21 protein-coding genes are annotated in these 21,847 nt (G+C 33.3%); 7 read left to right on the top strand and 14 right to left on the bottom strand.

Annotation, left to right across the window (positions count from 1 at the left end; genetic code table 11):
* Positions 1 to 329: 329 nt before the first annotated feature.
* The 3 genes from NMY3_RS05735 to NMY3_RS05725 form a co-directional block, all read right to left on the bottom strand.
* The gene (locus tag NMY3_RS05735) at positions 330 to 818 is read right to left on the bottom strand and encodes a DUF488 family protein (RefSeq protein ID WP_196817959.1); all 489 of its coding nucleotides are present in this window, start codon (positions 816 to 818) and stop codon (positions 330 to 332) included.
* 368 nt (positions 819 to 1,186) lie between these two features.
* Positions 1,187 to 1,804 carry a uracil-DNA glycosylase gene (locus NMY3_RS05730; protein WP_231100348.1) on the bottom strand — a complete coding sequence of 206 codons (618 nt, stop codon included), beginning with the start codon at positions 1,802 to 1,804 and terminating at the stop codon, positions 1,187 to 1,189.
* Between the two features lie 140 nt (positions 1,805 to 1,944).
* Complete coding sequence (locus NMY3_RS05725) at positions 1,945 to 2,145, bottom strand: hypothetical protein (protein ID WP_196817957.1); 201 nt, start codon at positions 2,143 to 2,145, stop codon at positions 1,945 to 1,947.
* A gap of 243 nt (positions 2,146 to 2,388) precedes the next feature.
* On the opposite strand from NMY3_RS05725, the gene NMY3_RS05720 reads away from it, so the two are divergent.
* Complete coding sequence (locus NMY3_RS05720; protein WP_196817956.1) at positions 2,389 to 2,889, top strand: universal stress protein; 501 nt, start codon at positions 2,389 to 2,391, stop codon at positions 2,887 to 2,889.
* A gap of 361 nt (positions 2,890 to 3,250) precedes the next feature.
* Here the strand turns inward: NMY3_RS05720 and NMY3_RS05715 are convergent, their stop codons facing one another.
* The gene (locus NMY3_RS05715; protein WP_196817955.1) at positions 3,251 to 3,457 is read right to left on the bottom strand and encodes a hypothetical protein; all 207 of its coding nucleotides are present in this window, start codon (positions 3,455 to 3,457) and stop codon (positions 3,251 to 3,253) included.
* A gap of 105 nt (positions 3,458 to 3,562) precedes the next feature.
* Here NMY3_RS05715 and NMY3_RS05710 point away from each other — a divergent pair, with 105 nt between their 5' ends.
* The 3 genes from NMY3_RS05710 (at position 3,563) to NMY3_RS05700 (ending at position 9,920) form a co-directional block, all read left to right on the top strand.
* The gene (locus NMY3_RS05710; protein WP_196817954.1) at positions 3,563 to 4,030 is read left to right on the top strand and encodes a universal stress protein; all 468 of its coding nucleotides are present in this window, start codon (positions 3,563 to 3,565) and stop codon (positions 4,028 to 4,030) included.
* 2,052 nt (positions 4,031 to 6,082) lie between these two features.
* Positions 6,083 to 7,093, top strand: a complete 1,011-nt coding sequence (locus NMY3_RS05705; protein WP_196817953.1) for a multicopper oxidase domain-containing protein — start codon at positions 6,083 to 6,085, stop codon at positions 7,091 to 7,093.
* A 1-nt stretch (position 7,094) separates the two neighbouring features.
* Positions 7,095 to 9,920: a multicopper oxidase domain-containing protein gene (locus tag NMY3_RS05700; RefSeq protein WP_196817952.1), complete on the top strand. Its 2,826-nt coding sequence runs from the start codon at positions 7,095 to 7,097 to the stop codon at positions 9,918 to 9,920.
* Positions 9,921 to 10,019: 99 nt separating this feature from the next.
* Here NMY3_RS05700 and NMY3_RS05695 read toward each other — a convergent pair whose 3' ends face one another.
* The 4 genes from NMY3_RS05695 to NMY3_RS05680 all read right to left on the bottom strand — a co-directional run bounded on the left by NMY3_RS05695 (position 10,020) and on the right by NMY3_RS05680 (position 13,641).
* Positions 10,020 to 10,619, bottom strand: coding sequence for a DDE-type integrase/transposase/recombinase (locus NMY3_RS05695; protein ID WP_196817951.1), 600 nt, complete (start codon positions 10,617 to 10,619; stop codon positions 10,020 to 10,022).
* Positions 10,620 to 11,013: 394 nt separating this feature from the next.
* Positions 11,014 to 12,300 (bottom strand): Glu/Leu/Phe/Val family dehydrogenase, encoded by a 1,287-nt coding sequence (locus NMY3_RS05690; RefSeq protein ID WP_196817950.1) that lies wholly within the window; start codon positions 12,298 to 12,300, stop codon positions 11,014 to 11,016.
* A 412-nt stretch (positions 12,301 to 12,712) separates the two neighbouring features.
* Positions 12,713 to 13,000, bottom strand: a complete 288-nt coding sequence (locus NMY3_RS05685) for a translation initiation factor (RefSeq protein ID WP_196817949.1) — start codon at positions 12,998 to 13,000, stop codon at positions 12,713 to 12,715.
* Positions 13,001 to 13,272: 272 nt separating this feature from the next.
* Complete coding sequence (locus NMY3_RS05680; RefSeq protein ID WP_196817948.1) at positions 13,273 to 13,641, bottom strand: PPOX class F420-dependent oxidoreductase; 369 nt, start codon at positions 13,639 to 13,641, stop codon at positions 13,273 to 13,275.
* Between the two features lie 176 nt (positions 13,642 to 13,817).
* On the opposite strand from NMY3_RS05680, the gene NMY3_RS05675 reads away from it, so the two are divergent.
* Both NMY3_RS05675 and NMY3_RS05670 read left to right on the top strand, forming a co-directional pair.
* Complete coding sequence (locus NMY3_RS05675) at positions 13,818 to 14,630, top strand: enoyl-CoA hydratase/isomerase family protein (RefSeq protein WP_196817947.1); 813 nt, start codon at positions 13,818 to 13,820, stop codon at positions 14,628 to 14,630.
* A gap of 291 nt (positions 14,631 to 14,921) precedes the next feature.
* On the top strand, positions 14,922 to 16,256 hold the full coding sequence (locus tag NMY3_RS05670) for a hypothetical protein (RefSeq protein WP_196817946.1): 1,335 nt from the start codon (positions 14,922 to 14,924) through the stop codon (positions 16,254 to 16,256).
* Positions 16,257 to 16,415: 159 nt separating this feature from the next.
* On the opposite strand, the gene NMY3_RS05665 is transcribed toward NMY3_RS05670, so the two are convergent.
* The gene (locus NMY3_RS05665; protein ID WP_196817945.1) at positions 16,416 to 17,030 is read right to left on the bottom strand and encodes a cupin domain-containing protein; all 615 of its coding nucleotides are present in this window, start codon (positions 17,028 to 17,030) and stop codon (positions 16,416 to 16,418) included.
* Positions 17,031 to 17,261: 231 nt separating this feature from the next.
* A complete protein-coding gene (locus NMY3_RS05660; RefSeq protein WP_196817944.1) occupies positions 17,262 to 18,290 on the bottom strand; it encodes a hypothetical protein in 1,029 nt (342 codons plus the stop codon).
* 236 nt (positions 18,291 to 18,526) lie between these two features.
* Here NMY3_RS05660 and NMY3_RS05655 point away from each other — a divergent pair, with 236 nt between their 5' ends.
* Positions 18,527 to 18,994, top strand: coding sequence for a universal stress protein (locus NMY3_RS05655; protein WP_196817943.1), 468 nt, complete (start codon positions 18,527 to 18,529; stop codon positions 18,992 to 18,994).
* 101 nt (positions 18,995 to 19,095) lie between these two features.
* Here NMY3_RS05655 and NMY3_RS05650 read toward each other — a convergent pair whose 3' ends face one another.
* The 4 genes from NMY3_RS05650 to NMY3_RS05635 all read right to left on the bottom strand — a co-directional run bounded on the left by NMY3_RS05650 (position 19,096) and on the right by NMY3_RS05635 (position 21,837).
* Positions 19,096 to 19,536: a hypothetical protein gene (locus NMY3_RS05650; RefSeq protein ID WP_196817942.1), complete on the bottom strand. Its 441-nt coding sequence runs from the start codon at positions 19,534 to 19,536 to the stop codon at positions 19,096 to 19,098.
* Between the two features lie 439 nt (positions 19,537 to 19,975).
* Entirely contained in the window at positions 19,976 to 20,749 is a 774-nt protein-coding gene (locus NMY3_RS05645) for a ribosomal RNA small subunit methyltransferase A (RefSeq protein WP_196817941.1), read from the bottom strand.
* A 73-nt stretch (positions 20,750 to 20,822) separates the two neighbouring features.
* Positions 20,823 to 21,425, bottom strand: coding sequence for a DUF655 domain-containing protein (locus NMY3_RS05640; RefSeq protein WP_231100347.1), 603 nt, complete (start codon positions 21,423 to 21,425; stop codon positions 20,823 to 20,825).
* Between the two features lie 43 nt (positions 21,426 to 21,468).
* Positions 21,469 to 21,837, bottom strand: coding sequence for an RNA polymerase Rpb4 (locus NMY3_RS05635; RefSeq protein ID WP_196817940.1), 369 nt, complete (start codon positions 21,835 to 21,837; stop codon positions 21,469 to 21,471).
* Between the last annotated feature and the right edge of the window lie 10 nt (positions 21,838 to 21,847).

The following is a 21,847-nucleotide window of genomic DNA, read 5'->3' as shown; positions in this document are numbered from 1 at the left end:
AGATCATTCTCCCCACTCCTTGTTCTATCACGCGCACGGTTTTCGAACCCTATTCTGCCTGAAAAATAAACTGATCAAATCACAGATTTGGAAAACTTCTTATCGGGTAAAATAATTTTAGTTTATCTTATAATCTAGACGGATTCTCAAGTGTGGAGAAGGTTTAGTCTTATTTTTTTCTTCTCATTATGAATGGAGGTCACACTTCAAAAATGAATTCAACAATGTATGTTCTAATGAATTTTGGGATAAGCCCCGATTTGATATTCCATTTGTAACAAGATACGTTTCGAAACAAAATGATAGTGGATCTTCTTAGACATGATCAGTCAATTAGGAAAAACAACTAAATCATCTGATTGACGAAGAGCGAATGAAGTTACTTTATGAGGTTTGAAGCGTTTGCTGTTCCCAATAATATTGTAAACAGAAATACCTTCAATCATAATTAGATAGTCTGCTATTAATCTTCTATGACAGCGCCATGGCACTGCTTCTGAACACATAACAGCAAGAAAACCATCACAATTTGCTAAAAGTAAAAGTAATTCTTTTATGCCTTCTTTAAATGAACTTGTTACCACATAGTCTTTATAGAATTTAAAAGACTTGTTTTGCCACCCGCTATTATCATACACTGATGTTTTATCACTTTGTTTTCGTCTTCCACCAAGTTTCTCTATATGTCTATATTCAATGCTTTTTATCAGAAGTTCTCTAATCATATTTTCTTTGTTAAACTGCGGACAAACTCGAGAACCAGGATACCTACGTACATCAGCTATTGATGCTATCTTATTATCTTCTAAGAGACGCATAAACTCATCCCATTGACGATTCGAATGCCCTATAGTAAAATATCTGAGGTTCATCTAACATTGATTTGGTAAAGTTATAATTTTCTTCTTTTTAAATAAAAGAGTTCAAGGGTTATTGAGAAGGTAATAATTAGAGAAAAATATACTATAATTTATTGTAATTGCATTGTCCAAAGATAATGGAAAAACAACGGGATGCGTTTAATCCGTTTCTAATATTTTTCGCTCTGTCATCTTGTACTAACTTGTTTACATATTGAAAATTCTAATACTATATAGATGGTAGCATGTATAGGAAAAATATGTAATTGTCTTTATTGTTAATTTATTTAAATCAACAAAATATAAATATGATTTGAAAACCTAGGCTATTTTTGAGATGCATTAACAAATGACTGAGCAATTCTGAATACCTTAATCCACATATCCCATGTTAAGGTTCCCGTATTTGTATTTCTCTTACTAGGGTGATAGGAAGATATTAATTTTTTATCCCCTTCTAAAGGATATACTAAATTATGACCAAAGGTTAGCCCTTTTAAACCTGATATTTTACAATAACTATCAAAAGCGATATTTCCAAGAGTAATAATAACTTTAAGATGATCTTCTAATAACTTTAATTCTGTCTTCATATGTTGAGAACAATTCGTTATCTCCGTAGGAATCGGAATATTCTTCGGCGGGGCACATTTAACTATCGCTGTAACATAGGCATTCCTTAAATTATATCCATCATTCTTAGATATGCTAGTTGATTGATTTGCAAAACCTGTTTCAAATAATGCTTTTGCTAACCAATCGCCAGAGCTATCTCCAGTGAATATTCTGCCTGTTCTATTACCGCCGTGAGCTGCAGGTGCTAAACCAATAATTAAAAGGGTGGCCGCAGAATCACCGTAGCCTGGTAAAGGTTTTGCCCAATAGTTCTCATTAATAAACCTCTTTACTTTTGTTTGTCCTACATGGTTTATGTATTTAATCAAACGAGGACACTGTTTACATTCAATTACTTTAGTTTCAAAATTATCAAACAACTATAATATAACTAATTGATATTAGAAGATAAATTTTTAAGGCTTTCCCTACTATTTTTATTACAATCATATATTGCCAACATCTATAATTATGGTATTACCTGTGGCAAAAGAAAAGTTATCATCCGCAATACATGTAACAACTTTTGCCAGCTCTTCAGGTCTACCCCCCTCTTCATTGAAGGTTCTTGAGTAGCCAAATCTCTATCTACGGTAGTCATCGATTCATATGTTGCCGCCGTAGCGATATTTCCGAGGTAAACTATATGCTCGTATATTATTAGCCCCATATTTCTTTGAAATATATTTATTTAAGGTAATGTTAGCTGCTCTAACGATAGTATAAGGAGATCCTTTTGCATGATATAAAAAAATAGATGAACTAGGGATAATCACTTGTTTTTAATTCGACATATTGATAAGAGCAATTTGGATTCATAAATAGACATTTATTTTACAGTCAAACTGTATCAACTGGAACCTACAGTCATAGTAAATCTATTAAGATATGATATGTATGTTTTTACTTAAGATTGGACATAAAAGTCATTTTGGTGCCATATGATGGTTCTCACTTTTCCGAAAACGCATTGGAGTATGCAGTATATTTAGCAAAATCGATCTTTTTAGGTGATCCAAAAAAGCGAATCATTAAAATCTTAATGCTACATGTAGTAGAGGAAATACCCTTTACAAAAACTCTTTTAGGTAAAGTGAAAATTAATCGTGAAAATAAGAATACATCTTTGAATGAACATGCTAATAGTATATATCTAGAAACAAAAACTTTAATGCAAAAAGATATGAATGAAAAAAAGAAGGCATATAAATCCATAGACGGAGTTAAGCTAGAGTCAATATTTCTTTATGGCGATCCCACTAATCATATCATAGATTACTCTAACAATAATAGAGTTGATTTGATAGTTATGGGAAGCAATGGACTGCAGGGTTTAGCTAAAATTAGAGGGCTTGGAAGTGTATCCAGAAAAGTATCAGAAGCAGTTTCTTGCCCTATGACAATAATAAGGTGATAGAATTAGTAACAATATTTGATATCATATACTTGAGCAAACATATATTATTATGATGAAACTACGGGATATAAAATAGTTTATTGAACTTCGTGCCTTTAATTTAATATGTGTTAGTAGATATATGCAGTAGATAGATCCAAAAGTAGATTAACATTACTTTTTTATTATCCATTGCAACAAAATTCCTTTTGCTTCAAATTTTATTTTTTAATAAATAAATATAGAAGACGAAAAGAATACTACATAGTTCCAATCAAAAATAATTTTTTCAATGGCACCATTAAGCCATAATAAGCCAAATTATAAAATGCCGCCAAGGCAGCTACTTCCGTTCCGAAAAATTGAGATGCAAATACTACTACAAGTGTGTATTATTTATATAACTCATAATTACAAAGGCAGCAATTCTAGATGATTTGTCCCTTTTCCCTATGACATACGAAGTAAAATACCCTGTTAATCCATATACAAAGAATAAATCAAATGCTGCAATAAGCATTGTTATTACAAAAGAAGATTCAGAAATGAAATAGTCAGAGAATTTTGCATATATTCCCAGATTCATAAACGATATTAGAATGACTGAGGTAATGACAGAGCTATCTTCAATTTTTTTGCTATCTAATCAAGTAGATATTTGCTTATATTCTTCAAAACTTATTATGGTTTGATGCCTTTTAATCGTATACTAGTACCTTATGATACCTCCAAGTTGTCCATCAAGGCCTTGGAAAAAGCTATAGAATTATCTACGGTGGATAAAACTCAAATCTTTGTACTACATGTAATTAACGAAATTCCTTTACCGATTCATTTTTCAAAAATAGAATCAAAAAACAATGAAGTGATCATATCTCCGTTAGTTAATAAGATTCATAATGAGATAAAGAATGAAATGATTGTGATTATGAAGGATGTCAAAAACAAGTATACTGAAAACAATGTTTATATTACCACAGAAATTAAAATAGGTGATCCTGCTGAAAAAATTATAGACTTTACTAAACAGAATAACACCGATCTCATTGTAATGGGTAGCAGTGGACATAAAGGAATTTCAGGAATGTTTAGGAAATTGGGAAGTGTTGCAAGAAAGGTTGCGGAAGAAGTAGACTGTGCAGTATTAATAGTAAGATAACGCTTTGATCGGTTTGAAAATATAGTAGGAGCTTACTGTTGTAGTATGAGATATAGGCAAATCAATTGATGTTATATTCAATCTAATCCCTGTCCAAATCTAAAACCATACAACCAATGAAATTTTTTAGCCCTTTTGAACTTGTTGTATATAGGAGATAAAAGATAGACAAAGCGGTTTTTGAATATTTTTAGAAGTTAATTTAATTACTTGCTTATTTCATGTGAAATGATTAAGCTTCGGTCTTGTCAATAATTTTTATGCAAATATAAAGATGTAAGTGATCTTTTTGAGAAATCATTGATTATTAATACTTATGGTTTTATCCTATTTTACCTAAAGAACCATTTGGTCGTTTCGATCGTAATCTTGTTTCAGACATTTAGCAAATCCCACATGACCACAATCATCAGTGTTACAGGTCATACACCAAAGGCATACGTCCCTATAAGCAACAATAACATCGCTAAGAATACTTTTATCAAATAAAATTACATATTTATTATCAAAATAGTCTTTGACTACTATCCAAGTATCTCAAGAATTTGTATCTTTTGATATTAACCATTCATAAATTCCATTGTACCAAAATCAACGCTAGACAATGCAGAATTCTTCTGAGATATATTGGATTTTCCAGGCAATCTTTACTTATCTTTCCTTTCCAATTGATGTATAGGCAAAAAAGGTATGAAAGATATCTACACTAAATCGCTTAATCTCCGGTTTGAATTGTATAATGTTTAATTTTTAAAGGAAATGATATACATATCCAAACAATATTCAGCTTTTTTTTCACGGTTGAGGTAATAGTGAATACAAAGATATACTTCAGCTTCCAAACTAATGAGATCTTTGGATGGGGTTTCTTATACTCTTAAAGAATCCACCCTATAGTGTATGTCAGTAATTAACTAATTAACTAGAGAGTTATCTAAATTAAATCTAATAAAGAGGCTTTAAATTTCATCCAAAAGAATATTATTTTCTTATAATGGTAATAGGGGTTGTGATATATATTACATCGACATCCATCCTCTTATTGTAGTAATAATAGATATTTTAGAGAAATTGATTTGAGGACATTAAAAAAGGTATTTGGATAGAGATTTGAGAAATAAATATACCATTTCACATAAATCAATATAGTTACTAGCTTTATATGATCATATAATTCTGTTTCTTCTTTATACCATTCAATTCAATATCCATTAGCTTGATCTCAAGAAAAAAAAACAAAAATTAATAATATTGTAGGATCTGTAGTCAAGGATTTACCTAAATTAATAGATTATAATTCCCATAAATTATTGAAATATTATCTACAATTACAATTCTTAAAAAAATAGAGATGTATACCCATAGAACCTCTGATAGAACATATCGAGTCCGTATTCAGTATAGATCCAGTACCCTTAAAAGGAGATGATAGAGTGCATGGTATTGTACTGTTATCCGTATTGCTGTACCAGATATCTGTTTATCATAATTGTATGAACGGAAACAATGATCCCAGAAGAATGATCAAGTAGTTGCTTGGATCCTAATTTGATTAAATATATGGTTACTGGATGAGATTATCAAAATGAATAATGACCCAGCCTCAATTATTTAATGACAGACCTATAATAATATTTCCACATAAAGGATTGCATTTTAATCAATTGCATTCAGTTGTGCTATCTGATACATATAAAAAGAGAACAAGGATGTGCATCAAATAGTTCTTTGAATAATTATTAGTTTTACATTTTAATAACTATTCAGAGGTTATCTCAATTTTGGCGTCACCTTCAATTATTCTATAAATATGTGGGATCAATCCAATCGATTAATTCTGTTATACCGCGACATAGAATGTTGCACCCAGCAAAACTGCAGTATCGAGCTAGATTTCGTTGTTTTGTATACAAACAATTGCTAAAGATTACAGAAATTTGCATTCAATACCGATCTATTATATAACGCCGTTTTATTATTTATTCGATCAGGTTATTGTACATATACAATTTACTTAAGTCGCGTAACATAATAGTAGCTCTAACGGTTGGTTTGATAGTTGCAAATTCTCTACCATCAAGTAGTGCTATTAACGTATTTGCTCAGTCTAACCCAAGGATAGAACAAGAAAACCATCATGTAAAATCCCATGAAATTGAGATGGGAGTGGATGAACTAAGCGGAGATCGAATTGCTTACAATCTCAACAGTTATTTAGTTCGAGATGTTACTAGTAATGAAACTAAGGATATTACTTCCAACTATACTAATGAGACTACTATTCCTGGGCCTACCATCATAGTAAATGAAGGTGATGAGGTAATTATCACACTCGTTAATGAAATGGGATGGGGTTATCCAGGTGTTCACACTCATGGTGCGCATTATAAAATAACTAGTGACGGAACATTAAAGGAATTAAACAAGGTTTCTGATCAGGCTGCTTCTCCTACAAAACCATTTACTGTTAAATGGGATGCTGCAAATGGTACGGCTGGCTCATGGCCTTTTCATGATCATACCATTGGAAGAAATGTTTTAGGAAAAAGCATGGATGGTCTTGAGACAGTAGGGCTTTTTTCAAGTATAATTATAAATCCCTCTGACGGAAAGGTAAATGCTTTGATTAATGGTGTTCCAAAACAGGTAAATGTCAGCGACATCGACAAAGATTATATTTTATTTGTCAATGATGATGTGTTTTGGGGAACTGAAGTAGATTATTCAAAGGGTGGAAAGCATACACAATTGGGAACCAATCCGACATTAACTGCAGCCAATAATAGTATCGTTAGATTCAATATTCAATCGACAGGAAACGAATTTCACAATTTCACAATGGATAATATTGAATGGCTAAGTCCGGGAACAAACAAGGTTATCAACTCTCATATAATAGGTCCTCTTGCAAATCATGTTTTTACTATTGAAGCCAACAAAAATTCAAGCTACTATGATAATTCGACAATTAACCTTCTCGGAGGTATGAAGGGAGATTTTGTTATATCCGATTCTTTAGATGCACAAGTATTTGAAAATTCAGTAAATAAAGAGGTGGTTTGAAATGTCATACAACAACGATAATAACCATACTAGATGGATCAAGAAAATTAATGTTCTTTATTCCGTAGTCATTGCAACGCTAATTTTGTCTTCAACAATGACAGCTCCCGGGATAGCACGAGGAATTGAATCATTTATTCCAATGACTCAGACAAATAACGATGATGGTAAGGTATTTGATACTATATCATCTAAAGTTTCGTCAAATACAACTGATGGAAACATGGTTCTAAATTCAAGTTCTGCTGTACATGACATAGTGATTAAAGAGCAGGTACTACCAGATGGTGAGCCAGCATATAAAATGATTCAACACATAATTAATCAAACTAATGGTACTAAATTAAACATCACAAATAACTATAGTACTATCGCCACCATTCCTGGACCGGCTATAGTGATAAGCGAGGGTGACAAGGCCCTTATAACAATCAACCATCTAGGTGGAAATACAACCCAAGAAGATTTTGTTGCATCTAATCCAGGAACATACGTATATCAAGATGAAGAATTAGGTGATAGAGGACTATATGGAGTAGTTATTGTTAATCCTAAGGATAGGATGACAGAGGCCCTTGTAGATGGAAAAATAACAACCATACCTCTTGATGAATTGGATAAAGAAGTCCTATTGTTTATGGTGGGGTCAACCTTTTGGGGGATGGAAGTAGATAGGAACGGTACGCAAACTCCTCTGTGGACAAATCCAGTACCTGTAGCAGAAGAGAATCAAAAGATCCGTTTCCACATTGTTGGAATAGGCCCGTCATCAAACCCCAATGGTCACTCTCATACATTCCATTTACATGCTCACAGATGGGTCGATCCGGGTACAAGTAATATCATTGATGTAAAAGAAATCCATCCAGGTAAGACCCATGTATTTGTCATAGATGCAGGCGATGGTGTGGGTCCTGGCGACTGGCAATACCATTGTCATGTGTTCTCTCATATGGAAGCAGGCATGATGTCTACCTTTAAGGTACTTTCTGCCAACGCATCCTCACAAGTAAAGGCAATGATGACAGAAGACAAGTCGACCCAAAAAAGTATTCCTGGCGCATCACCCTACAAAAACTTTGCATCATTTTCAATTAGTGATGAACCAGGTAAATGGTTTACAAATCTCAAAGGCGACATATCAAACACAGGTAGCGAATCACTAGCGATAATAAACAAGTCTGGAACAGTTAACTTTATGATGGATAGTACACATGGCGTTCACACCGTAACTAGCATAATATATCCTAAGAACGCTAGCCACATGCCATTTAGTCAAATGATGGCATACAAGGGAGGAGCAATAGTAAACCTTGACGAGCCTGGATTATATGTATTTGCATGCAGTCTTCATCCTTTCATGCTTGCTGCAGTCATTGTTGATGATCCGGATACAGAGGGACTGGACTTGGGCGAAGAACTTACTTTGATAAACGGAGTTACGATTCCTACAAATAGTGATTTGGCCTTAAAGTTGTTAAGGACATTCTTTATTGCAACTTCTCCACCAAACTGGCAGGATTATACAAATATCTCCCAACCATGGCACGTTTCATATCCTGATGTAGATGCTAGAATAACAAACGGGACTGTCGTTAATGTCAAAGACGTATTAGAAAAGACATATGGTCAAAACATTACTTTGACTCCTTTGTCAAATCCAACGGTTCCTGCAGTGGGAGAAATATGGATTGATACACAGTTTGAAAAAACTGCTGGCAAGACTAAACCGGGAACTGCTACGGCCATTAACGGTACCACTTGGAACGTAAGTAAGAAAGTTGCTTTGCCTGAAATCAATATGAATAATCCTCACAACATGTGGACTGACAAAAATCAAGAACTCATTTACCAAACTCAGTGGTTTGATAACAGAACAACCATATTTGACCGCACAACTGGTGAGCTTGTAAAGGACATACAAGTTGGAGATGACCCATCTCATGTAATGACTGGAACTACAACTGACAAACTGTATATAGCGCTAAACGGTGAAGATGGAGTAACTGTGGTGTCATCGAATCCTGAATTTAATCTTGAAAAGTTTATCTTGTTACAATCTCCATCAGCACCCTCAACTCATCCACACGGTCATTGGATGAGTTCTGATGACAGATACATGGTAACTCCAGATGCGCTTACTGGAACTACAACCATATATGATATGATGCAAGATAAAATAATCGGAAAAGTAAAGACTGGCGTATCCCCTGTTGCAGTTGGAATGATGCCGGATGGTAGTAAATCATACGTTGCAGACTTTTTTGACAGTACTATGAGTGTCATAAATACTACCAACGCTACGCTGATAAAGAAAATTAACCTCCTCGCCAATTACGATCCAATAACAGGTAATACAACTGGGCCGGTCGGTTTTCTTCCAATACAGACACCTGTAAGTCCAGATGGTCAATATATAGTAACAGCAAATACCGGCGGAACAATAACAATACTGGATACCGACACTGATCAGGTAGTAAAAGAATTACCATGTGATGCCGGATGTCACGGAGTTAATTTCGGTGCAAAGAAAGGGGGTGGATATTATGCATACGTTTCAAGTACCTTCTCAAATGAGGCCATAGTAGTAGATGGGGATCCAAACAATGATGGAAATCCGGTGGATGCATCGATTGCTGGAAAGGTATCACTTGTTGCTTCAAATGATACAATAACTGATGACAAAATAACAGATTTAGAGGGAACAGGAGGGCAAGGAGTACTAGCGATTCCTAATATTTATGATGGCTGGGTGCAAAACCTGCCAAACTATTGGAAAAGCAGCTTAACCGAGAAGCAACAAAATCCTCTGACAATCAATCCATGATCAGAATAGACAATCTCTACACAATATCTTTTCTTTTTTTTAAAGCATCATTTCATTATGCTATTTAATGGTTTTTTGAATCTAAAGGGCTCTGTTCACTTAACGGTTTCTCTCCTTGTTGTGATAATCTACAAATAGAGTCAACCAATTGATTATGTGATTTAGATTACAATTCTTCATTTTGCATGGAAAGTAGTCATCGAAACTTTCAGCCCTATCCTTGATGTACTGCATCTTCCTTTCTATGATACTTTTCTCGTAGTGGGAATGAATGTGGTGATCAAGGTTCAAGAACCTGCATGCTTGAGGATACCACGTACCTCTGTCTGTAGATACTGGATGCTTTCCGTGAATCCTTACTAAACCGGAAATAAATCTCTCTGCTATGAGCATGTTTCTTTCCTTAGATATGTTTAGTGCGAGAATTTGTCTGTTTCTTGGTTCTATGGCTACCCAAAGCCAGATATATTGAGAACCAACCTTGATCAGTGTTTCATCTATAATATATTCTGCGATCCTTTTTCTCTTTGATGATATCCTTTTGGGATGATACTTTTGAATCCAGTTCCAAATAGAAACATGATTTCGTTTGAAAATATAAGATAATCTTTCGGCTGCTCTCCTAAGCAATAGACCTGAAAAATACAAATACAGACCATAGTATACGTACTTTGAAGGTGTTTTGTTTCTGGTAATCATAAAGAAGATAAAGTATCTTCAAGCTATAAGATTTCGTTAAATGAACAGAGCATCTAAAGTGTCGATATTATCTTTTTTTACGATAATTTGGTCGGCTGTAGCAAAAACATAACGTTAATCATAGTTTTTTAATTTATTTATAGTCTGCAACCTCGTTGTTATAGAAACTAAGAGTGGAAAAATAGGTTGCAGAGTCTAAGTTAAAAATCACACTAATTATTGTTTTTGAGACGTTTGCTGTATGGTTTTATCAATTGCAACAATTTGAGTATTGATTACCAATAGAAGGTTTCTACGACGTGTAAGGATCCAAGGATAATTCTATCAGATTCACAATATACGATAGGCAAATCCTTTCTTATCCATTTGTGTTAGTAACATCAATTCAATTAATCTAATAAATTACTCGTTCCTTTCTTGCATATGCTTCTCTTGCGACACTAATTGCGCCTTTTCTTAATAACATTGCTCTATATACTATTTGTTTTGCTGTTTCCATCGCAACCTTTCTAACATTAAATTCTGAAGTATCATCTTTCTGGTCAGTTAATGAAAGTGAATTGTAAAGTGCTCTTTTAACATTATTTGTAATTTTATATTCTATTAGATCAAAGGCTTCTTTTTCTGTTCGACCTTGATACTCAACAAATGATCCGATTACACCACCAGAATTTGCAAGAAAATCGGGTATGATTAAAATATTATTATCCACTAAATATTGATCAGCTGTAGGAGTTGTTGGAATATTTGCACCCTCTACAATTATCTTTACATTATGCTCTAATAACTTGGGGGCAGTCTTATCGTTGATAACACCGGTCAAAGCTGCAGGAATAAAAATATCTGAATCTACATTAAAAATTTCGTCTTTATCTAAAATATTATAAGAGTGGTTTTGATGATTATGATTATCTACTGGTAGATCACTTAACTTGGACTTGTCTTTCATGTCGCTCATTAATTTCGGAATATCCAAACCATTATCATCAAATACAAACCCCGAGACATCACTAACGCCTATAACTTTTATATTTAAATCATTTAGAAATTTTGCAGTAAATGAACCTACATTGCCAAATCCCTGAATAACTATTTTAAAATCATTTCTTTTCTTGTCTAAGGTGTTTGTGAGAGCGAGAAGAGGTTTGGAAATATCTAATCCTTTACGTTTGATGTCTTTTAAAAAGTCTATTGTGGTTCTTAGTGCAACACTTACACCATAACCAGTTGTACCTAGTTCGTGAGGAATTCCTCCAAGTTCTTGCGGCTTACCAGTACATGCTCGCATATCTCCGATCTCATGTGCAAATACTGCCATATCCAATTCGGTTGTTCCAACGTCAGTAGCTGCAATATATTGGGAGGGACAATAGGGTTTTATCATTTTAGCAAAGGATTTAATCCATTCTACTTGATTTACTTTACCTGGGTTGGCCAGAATTCCTCCTTTAGCACCGCCGAATGGTAGTCCTGCTGACGCACATTTCCAAGTCATTGTTCTTGCGAGCTTAAAAACCTCTGTAAGAGTAACACTTTCTGCAAACCTTATTCCTCCTTTGCCAGGACCAGTAGAGGTATTGTCAATAACCAAAACACCTTTCATACCAGTGTCAGGGTCATACACCTGCAATATTTTTTCTGGGCCCCACTCATCCATTTCAGACCACCCGGAGCTCTCCATGTGGTTAATTTCTAATATTGTACATATTATGTGCTTCTAAATAGTCTATAGGATTAACATTAAGATCATATTCACCATTTATTGAAGTTTGAGAAATCCCTTCATTAAAGTAAAAATGAAGGGAGAGGTAAATTTGAATTTCATAAAGCAGTTATGCAAATAGTTATACAATAGAAAAACATTGTAAGGTAAAAAAGCAATATACCCCCATAAGTAAGATAGGTATATTGAACTATACCGCTTACACAAATCCAAAAAAATCGTTAAAATCTCATAGAGTGTTAGAGTACATGGTTTATTTACGTCTTGGAAATCAGAATGTCTTTACACAATATATCTAATGAGAAAGAAGAAATTAATGTAGTAATAGCCTCGTCAAAAAAATCATTTGATTGTATATATAGATTCTTAATCAAATTACTTCGATAGATTCTCTAGGATAACCCTTGGTCAACAAAAATTCAGTTACCTTCGATCTATGATCCCCTTGCAACACAATCATCCCATTTTTTGCGGTTCCACCTGTACCTATAGTCTTTTTTAATTCATGAGCAATTGATTCCATTTTTTCTTGATCGGTAAACCCCTTGATGTTTGTTACCCGTTTACCTCGTTTAATTACATAGAGTTGAACAATTATTTTAATCTCATCTTCATCGAGTTTCTTTAGTAAATCGTCAAAAGAATTCTCGTCTGCCACTGCAAATGGTTCTATTCTATTTTTCTTAGAACTTACCGGTTTCTCTTTTTTTATCTCTGATATACTGATTACTATCTAGTGATGATATTTATTTTTTGTTATCAATTACGTTTTAATTGGTGATTACTCTTGAATATAGTAATCAACTATCAATTATGATTGAGGTCCTCTGTCGTAAAGATATTGAATGATTTTGATATTCGTGATTATCTTTATGATCTTTTCAAATACCCCCGGAATCCAACTTGTGTGATAAAGTCGACAATAAAATATCAAACTTGTACTGCAATTACAACATAATTTCCTTTATGTATACTAAGTAGGCTTGCCATCTTTGCTTTGATACCATATTTTTTATCTCTCATCTCTAGAATATTGCTTTTCTCCTGTGCTCCAACAAAATGTGCCGTGCCAGTCACCCACGTTCCCTTTGATACTCCCCTATAATTGCATGGAGCCACCCTCACAATATTATTATTTTTTAGACGTTTCACTTTTCCAGTCTTTTCTTTTGTTACTATAAAAATATCATTATCATTTAAGATGAACCATACGGGTGTAACTATTGGTTGATTATTTTTTCTATAAGTTTCAAGATTCAGATAGGATTCATTTTCAAATTGTTGGGTATTTGCAGGCATGATATTTTTGACTGTCTGCTAGTTATAAAGAATGTCGGTAGCAGGTCCGTTAATTGAAAAAGTAGATTTTACAATACGGAAAGGGAATAGAAATAATAAAAACCGATTATTAAATTTATCAGACATAGGATATTTTCATAATCTAAATATCTAAACAATTAAAATACAATATCTAATTGCCGAATACGAGATATATTATTACCGAACAAAGAGAAAACACTAGAATAATCAAAATTAATAGACCAGAGGTATATAATGCGATTAATTTCGATTTGGTTACTGAATTAAAGCGGGAGATTTGCCTATGTGAAACCAACGAGAAAATTTGTGCTGTAATCCTAACAGGAGAAGGATTAAACTCTTTCAGTGCTGGAGGGGATTTGAAAAACGTTATTAAGATGTCTCCTAATGATGCAATACAATACGCAAATCATGTTCATGAACTATTAAACCTTATTGAGGGGCTAGCCAAGCCTGTGCTCGCTGCGATCAATGGTTATGCCTTGGGCGGTGGATGTCAAATCGCTCTGGCCTGTGATTTGAGAATTGCATCCAGTAATGCAAAAATAGGGCAACCAGAAGTTAAGATAGGAATTTCACCTGGGTGGGGAGGTACTCAGAGATTATCAAGAATAGTAGGCATCTCAAAAGCAAAAGAATTGATTTATACTGGAAAAATAATTGATGCCAACGAAGCATATAATATAAAACTCATCAATAAAATAGTCAGATTAAACGACGATGAAAAACAAAAGGATAATCCGATAGTCGAAAACTTGATTTTATTAAAAGAAAAACTATTAAGGGAATGCGTTTCCATCGCAGAATCCATTAATAATGGTTATCCTATAGTGACGAAAACTTGCAAAGTCCTCATAAACAAGGCAAGAGATGCAGATAGCGACACCGGCTTACTCCTTGAGTATCTTGCCTTCAGATACTGTTTGAGGGATCTGATAAAAAAACGACAAGATCTGATGGAAAAATAACAATAATCCATAACTGAGTTTAGGATTCTAACATGATTTCTCTTTCAATGATTTATTGTTTCTGAGCAATCTTATTGAATCGCTAACTCCATCTATTGCAATTTAGGTCGGTTTTTTGTCAACTGATGTATTCTAAAAAAGGTTTTGAATTGATGACCGTTAACCAGATTTTAGTAATTCATGAATGATGTCTTATCATCCCAAAGTCGTATAATGATCTAAGATGGCGTGGAAAAAATTGAATTTTCCGTTAACATATATACTTATTTTTGTCGAAATTAATATAGATTCATGCCCTCGTTTAATTTTTTTAAGAAAAGAGATAAAGATATTTCAAAACTAAGTAGTAAAAAGAGTGGTGCTGGAGCTGGTACTTCAAATTCAACAATACCGATAGTTCAGGCCCAAGACAATAAAATTACTATTGAGGACGCTATAAAAGAGTTAGAAAAGAGTGAAGGAAGGATCTCGAAGAATCTTTTGACTAATTTGGAAAAGACATTTGAGGACACGAATCTAGCCTTTCAACGCATTAATATTATTGCAGAGGAGTTGGACGCTGAAGTTATTGATACGGAAGAGGAAAAGCTGATGCCCTTGGTGCAGAATACAAAAAATACCATTGTGAGGGCATTGAAACGTGAATCTTCCAACATTCTACCCATTCCCAAGACCTTTGAAGATTTCATAAAATACAAAGATTCAGTGGATGCATCAATAAACAGGTTCGGCGAAGTTACAAGCTCGCATAGCAGAATCGTCAATACCTTTATGAAAAAACATGCAAATAGTTTAAGGGGAGAATTAAAAAGAATAAGTGATAGTTCTGAAAAATTAAACGACGAATATGAACAGATAACTGATGAAAGAAAAATGATAGAACAATGTAGATCTAGCCTCTTAGGTATGCATTCCAAAATAGATGAGATTAACAGAACTAATATTGCAATAAAAAATCTTGATCAAAAGATTAGACAACTTCAAGAAGGAAAAGATAGGAGAGAAAAGGAAATTAATTCAATAAAATCCTCTTCAGACTATAGTAAATGTTTAAAATACCTACAGGAAAAGGAAGAAATTGACAAGAGGAGAAAGAAATCTATTAATGAACTCTACGAAATTTCCAGCCATTTGACAAAAGCAGCAAATAAATATTCTTATGGACTATCAAGAGGAACGGTAGAAAAAATAGATACAATTGTAAATAAACCTTCAGAAATAGTTTCCAAAACAAATATGTCAGAATACATAACACTACTAAAAGATATCAAAGAATCTGTAAGGAGTAACAAAATTGTATTAAAAGATTCTAAAAAGGTATTACAATACTTTGACATGCTAATGGACGAATTACCCAAATTTAAATCTGAGATCAAAGAGTTAGATTCAAGAGTAGATCGACTAAAGGATAAAGACAAAATAGCAGTCCTAGACGAATTAAAGAGAAAAGAAGCGGAAAGAAAAGAAGCGGAAAGAATGATCATGTCTGAAAATCAAAGGAAAGATGAGACTAGTAAGCAAAAAACAGGACTAGAGGAGCAAATGATATCTACAACAAAAGATATCGAAGAGCAAATCCACAAACTATGTAGAAAGAAATACAAAATAAGTATATCATCAGAATAAAGGCTATCCATTAAAATCGAATAAACTGTTTAAGATTTTGGTAGATCGTCTAATTGATATAATGCCGTAAATGCAATGAGTAACATTTACCATTAATATCACGTATATTATGAGATCATCTTAGCTGCCTAATAAAAAAATAGAATTTTGATATTGGTTTCATTGTTTTGAAAATCTTTCTATGAGTTCCTGATGTTGGGGATACTGGAGTAGTAATTTATCCTTTTTACCTAATTCAAAATCTTCAAGATCAAATCCTGGAGAAACGGTACAACCCATCAGTGCAAAGGATGTCTTGTTGTTTATTTCGGCACAAAACCAAGTATCCTTTGTTACTACGTAATGAATATTTTCTCCTTTTTCAAGATTATTGCCAAGTTGAATTATTGGATTAATACGATCATCGTTAATTATATGAATGGTAACAGGACTACCCAAATAGAAATGCCAAATTTCATCGCTCCGGACCCTATGAATAGCAGAGTATTGATTTCCAACCAACAAATAATATATTAAAGTTGAAGCAGGACGCATTTTTTCTGGACAAGGTGTCTCTTTAGAAATCTCATGTTCGTATTTCTTCTTATGAAATCCATTATTAGATATCATATCAAGGGAACGATATGATTCTTTAAAATATCCACCCTCAGAGACATGCATATCTAAGCCTAGTTTTTTAATAATATACTCTGCATCCATCATCACCAAGAGAATAATTCTATAAATATTAAGAATTACTCTATCATTGGTATTACCTTTAGTTATAACCAACATAGGGTGACTGGATTATGAAAAGGGATCATCAGTCCTTAACATCATTGATGAGGTAAATTATACATAATTTGACCAAAACCATCTAATTTAATAATTTCGGCTGGTTGTTTAGTGATTCTTGAGAAATAGTTTGCCTTGAGAGCTTAAATTGTAACCAGTGTCCTTACGCATTCATCCAGTGTCCTTACGCATTCATCCACCATCGTCCTTTCAAGTGTTGAATACTATGTGTTACTTCTCTATGTTTAATATTGCAACATCATGGACACCTTTGGGTATCGACAAATCTATTGATGTTTTATTGTTGGTGTTTTTTAGATTTGTAGCCTGGTAAGGCGATCCGTCCATCATGATGGAAATAGGACTATTTTGGACAGGCATCAACTCTACCGATAGTGATCCGGGGTATGGATAAATATTATTTATCGCAAAATTAAACTGTTTACTGCTATCATTATAATTCATCGAATCGATTTGAACTAGTGCTGAAAATTTATATCCCAATATTTTTGTAGCAGATATATTGACAATTTTGAATTCATCAATTTTCATATCATCGATGTCACCTCCAACACAACTATAAAAATAAACTCTATCCTTTATAGCAGGGTCGGGTGTAAATGAAAACTGCACTTGTTCAAAGGGTTTTAAAACAGGTATAAGGGTCCGTGCAGAGTCAATTTGTATGCTATTTCTGTCATTTACAATTGCAAACAAGGTGATGTTATTGATTGTTACAGGACTAGTGTTAGTTATGTTGCCAAATAATTCCTTATTTTTACCTTGTGGGATCGCAGGATAATCCAATTTGATCGTATTTAGTTTAGTGGTAGGCATACTGACGTTTTCACTCTTAAGAATAAACGGCTCTGCTTCTGCCGCTAAAGGAAAAATGGTAGAATTTAATTTAAATTTGAATGGAAATGGCTCATTATTTTTAGACAATATTGTATTGTAAGGTTTTTCAGCAATGATTTCATCGCTTGCTGTAATATTGTTATATGTTAAGATACCTACTGTAACATTTTGGGGGTAAATCTGATAATCAGACTTTGCAACGGAACCAATAATTATGGTGTTATTGTCAGCATCAAGATAGGATGAATAATTTTTGACATAGGCCCTTGGATTACCGGTTGTATTGGGGTCGGGGTGGTCCACGGCATAGGATAAATTGAAAGAGACTAGTAAAAGTATTATACATGCAAGAATGCCGGTCACAGAGTAGGCGACAGAAATGTGATTGTAGGTTCTTGACAATCACAAGATTGTTATTGAAAATTGAATATAAGTCTTATTATCTGGAAAGTGTACCACGTAAATCAAGTGTCAGATATAAAATGTAATTAATAAATTCAAAAAGTGTTAAATTATTTTTTTTGAGATTCATCTAACAACCGACTGTTATTTTTGATAAACGAACATCTAATGTTAAATATTGAATCGAGATCATTGAAAAAATAGTTTTATGTTCGAAAATGTTTTCATAGATGAACTTGAATAATAATATATTTAGTAAGATTTTGATCCCTGTAGATGGTTCTCCAAATTCTATGAAAGCCATTAATTATGCTATAGACCTAGCGGATAAATACAAAAGTGAGCTATTAGCGTTGCATGTCTTGTATTCACAATCAGGATTTGCTTTTCACAAAGAAACAGTAGCTGGGGCTATTACATCAAGCTCTTTAAATGATCTAAACCTTGACGCAAAGCAAGAAGCAGAAAAATGGTTTGAAGAAATAAACAAGAGAGCTGAGGAAAAAAAGGTACATATTAAAACTGAAGTGGTGTTTACTGTAATATCAATAGTAGAAGGGATCCTAACATATGCTGAGAAGGAAAATATTAATTTAATAATTATTGGATCCAAAGGCAAATCCGGATGGAAAAAACTAATAGTAGGAAGCGTAGCCTCCGGAATTTCTACCTATGCCCATTGTCCCATCCTGATAGTAAAATAAAATTATCATCAAATAAGTAGGAAAGAGGAATTTTGCAATGTATTATTAAATACCAACAAGTAAAGCAACGTAGAATTTACAGTTCTAAAGTCTGATGTCATCTAAAATATGATCGCAGAGGCAATGAACATTGATACCAAGGCAGTAGTAAGAAAACCGAACATGATATAAGGTATAAATCTAGTCAATTTTAACACTTTATGCAACTTTGATGCCACTGAATTGGGCTTTGATCCAGACAAGACATGATAATATACTATTAGAGACAAAGAACCGCTAAATAAAATGACGTTACCCTTTGTTGTATGAATCAAATCCTCAAATTGGAAATTTGAATTGAGGCCAAATAGGCCAAATCCACTTATGATAGAAATAGTAGAGGTAAATATCACAAGTTTACGAACACGCGGCAAGATTATGGACAGATTGCCCCCTCCGTTTAAAGGTCTAATAATAGTGACAACAATTAAGGTAACACTCCACCATAAAATTGATGAAATCGAATGAATACTTTGAATTAGTATATTGTATTCGCCAATCAAGACAACACAAACTATCTCTTTTTAATACAAATTTCTAAATGTTTCTAATATATTCGATTATAAAATAGTTGCAGAAACCCATATATAATTCACAATATTGCAAGTAGTAAAAAAGTTAAGCATTATGATAAGTGCACCTTATTTCTATTAATATTCTATCTTTATGAATCAGGATTTTTTCTCACATTCGGATGATTGCGAACAAGTTTATTGGCTGGAATGGGTAGCATACCAAATTAAGATCTTGATAATTTGTATTCCCTTCGGTAAGGTTCATCGTAAAAATAGACAAATCAAGATAAACATTAGACGGATCTTGTTTCAACTTAGAATATCCTTAGTTATACAAGACTATGGAGAGAACAAAAGGAAATAGCAAATAAGATCACTGGGTTTAGAAATTAATTCTTCCTTCTTAAATTTATGGCTGGTTAATGAATCAATTTGCCATTATTTGTTTATTAAAGGTATTATTCAGGTAGGAACTAAATCGAACTATTTCTTCTGGAGACAATTTTATCAGTTTATTTTTTCCAAACCCATTATGATCAAAACTGTTTAAATCTTGGGCATAATTCTTTCTAAAATAATTGACTATAAATGAGGTAGTCTTTTTCCTAAAGGACAACAAGAAGTGAATGTCCTTAATGACTTTATTTGTCAAGGGTAATGTTTTTGGACTTATCTCGATCAAGACCGAGTCAACTTTTGGCATTGGTGAAAATGACGTACGAGGAACATCAAGTAATTTATTGATTGAGAACCTATACTGAGACAATATAGAAATAGCCCTATAATTCTTCTCTCCAGGCTTTGAGAGAAGTTTCTCAACAAATTCACGTTGTAACAGGATTATTCCCCTTTTAAAATTTTTTTGACATAGCCATGTTACTGCGTTTCGACTCTCATAATAAGGCAAACTGGAGAAAAAAATATCAAAGGGAATGGTCAGATTTTCATTAAAACCATCCAAATGATTTAATGCCAAATTCGCATGTTTCAAATTTTTCTTACAATGAGAGTACAGAGCAGAATCCAGTTCAAATGAATGAACAAATTTCGAAATTTTACATAGCTCTGTAGTAAGTATGCCCTTTCCTGTTCCAACTTCGTATATCACATCATCTATATTGATTCTAGATTCCTGAATTATTTTTCTTGTTATAGTATGATCTATGAGAAAATTTTGTCCTAATTTGGTCGATTTTTTCAATGTGAGTCGAGAAATGTTGTGACCTTATTTCTTTGGATTAATTATTGTGAAAATTCTGGAATAAAAATTATCCCTATTTTCTCACAAAGATATTCATGCGCGTTTCGCCAGAAATTTCATCATATATTCTTTTTGCAATTAATTTTGTTACATCTCGTAATCCAGTCCTATTTTGTAAATCTGAAAATGATTCGAATTTTCGCTTATCCCTTTCATCCAATATCGACTTCATGTATGTTTTACCTATTCCAGGGATAAGCTCAAGGGAATGAACCCTTGGTGTCATTGGCTGAGCAGAATTGAAATAATCTATAAATCGTTTTTCATTTACATTCACTATTTTTTCAATTACAATTGGTAATTCATTTTTTGCGGATTGAGAAATATGATTATAATCAAGTCTGCCCAATACGCTAATAATTTTCTCGCGTCCATCTTTACCGATATAAACACGTTCACCAATACTAAATTTTTCGTTACTAATTCCTAATAATTCTAATAACGTTAAATGCTCTTCACCTATTGCATGAATAATTACTCCTTCTCTCATTCTCACTATTGAGGATTTTCCATTTTGGATATAGTCTAAAATATAAGCATATTCTTCGAATTTTCGTGGAGAAAAAGTATCACCATGTCTACTATAATTATCTCTGTTTGAATTATACCTTGACAAAATTTGTTTTACCTTTACAAATATATAAGTAATGACTTTTTATTTAACTTTCAACTTGGGATTGAAGTTGTTCGTCCCCATTATTCTCATTATTAGAGAGTAAAATGGATTTTATCTTTTCAAGTTTTTCTGTAACTATTAATTTTTTCCACCCAAAGGTAAAAGCCCTTAATTCTTCTATGGAACGTGGCATTACATTTACCAATTCTACAGACTCTTCATTGGTCAAATCACCCTCAGCCACAAGCCTATCGACCATTTCTTTAGCTGGCTCGTAATCAACCTTTGAAAACTTCTTAGAGTAATCAAATGTCCAACGTTGAATTTGATCCATTTCATCCACAGGAATTGTCTCTAATATTTTTTTCACTTCAGACAAAGTGACGATCTCTCTTTTTATTACTTCGGGCAAATCAAGCACA

The sequence above is a fragment of the Candidatus Nitrosocosmicus oleophilus genome (genome assembly GCF_000802205.1).
Taxonomy (GTDB): Archaea; Thermoproteota; Nitrososphaeria; order Nitrososphaerales; family Nitrososphaeraceae; genus Nitrosocosmicus; species Nitrosocosmicus oleophilus.
The sequence above is the reverse complement of the archived record's forward strand: the minus strand, read 5'-3'. Positions and strand labels throughout refer to the sequence as shown.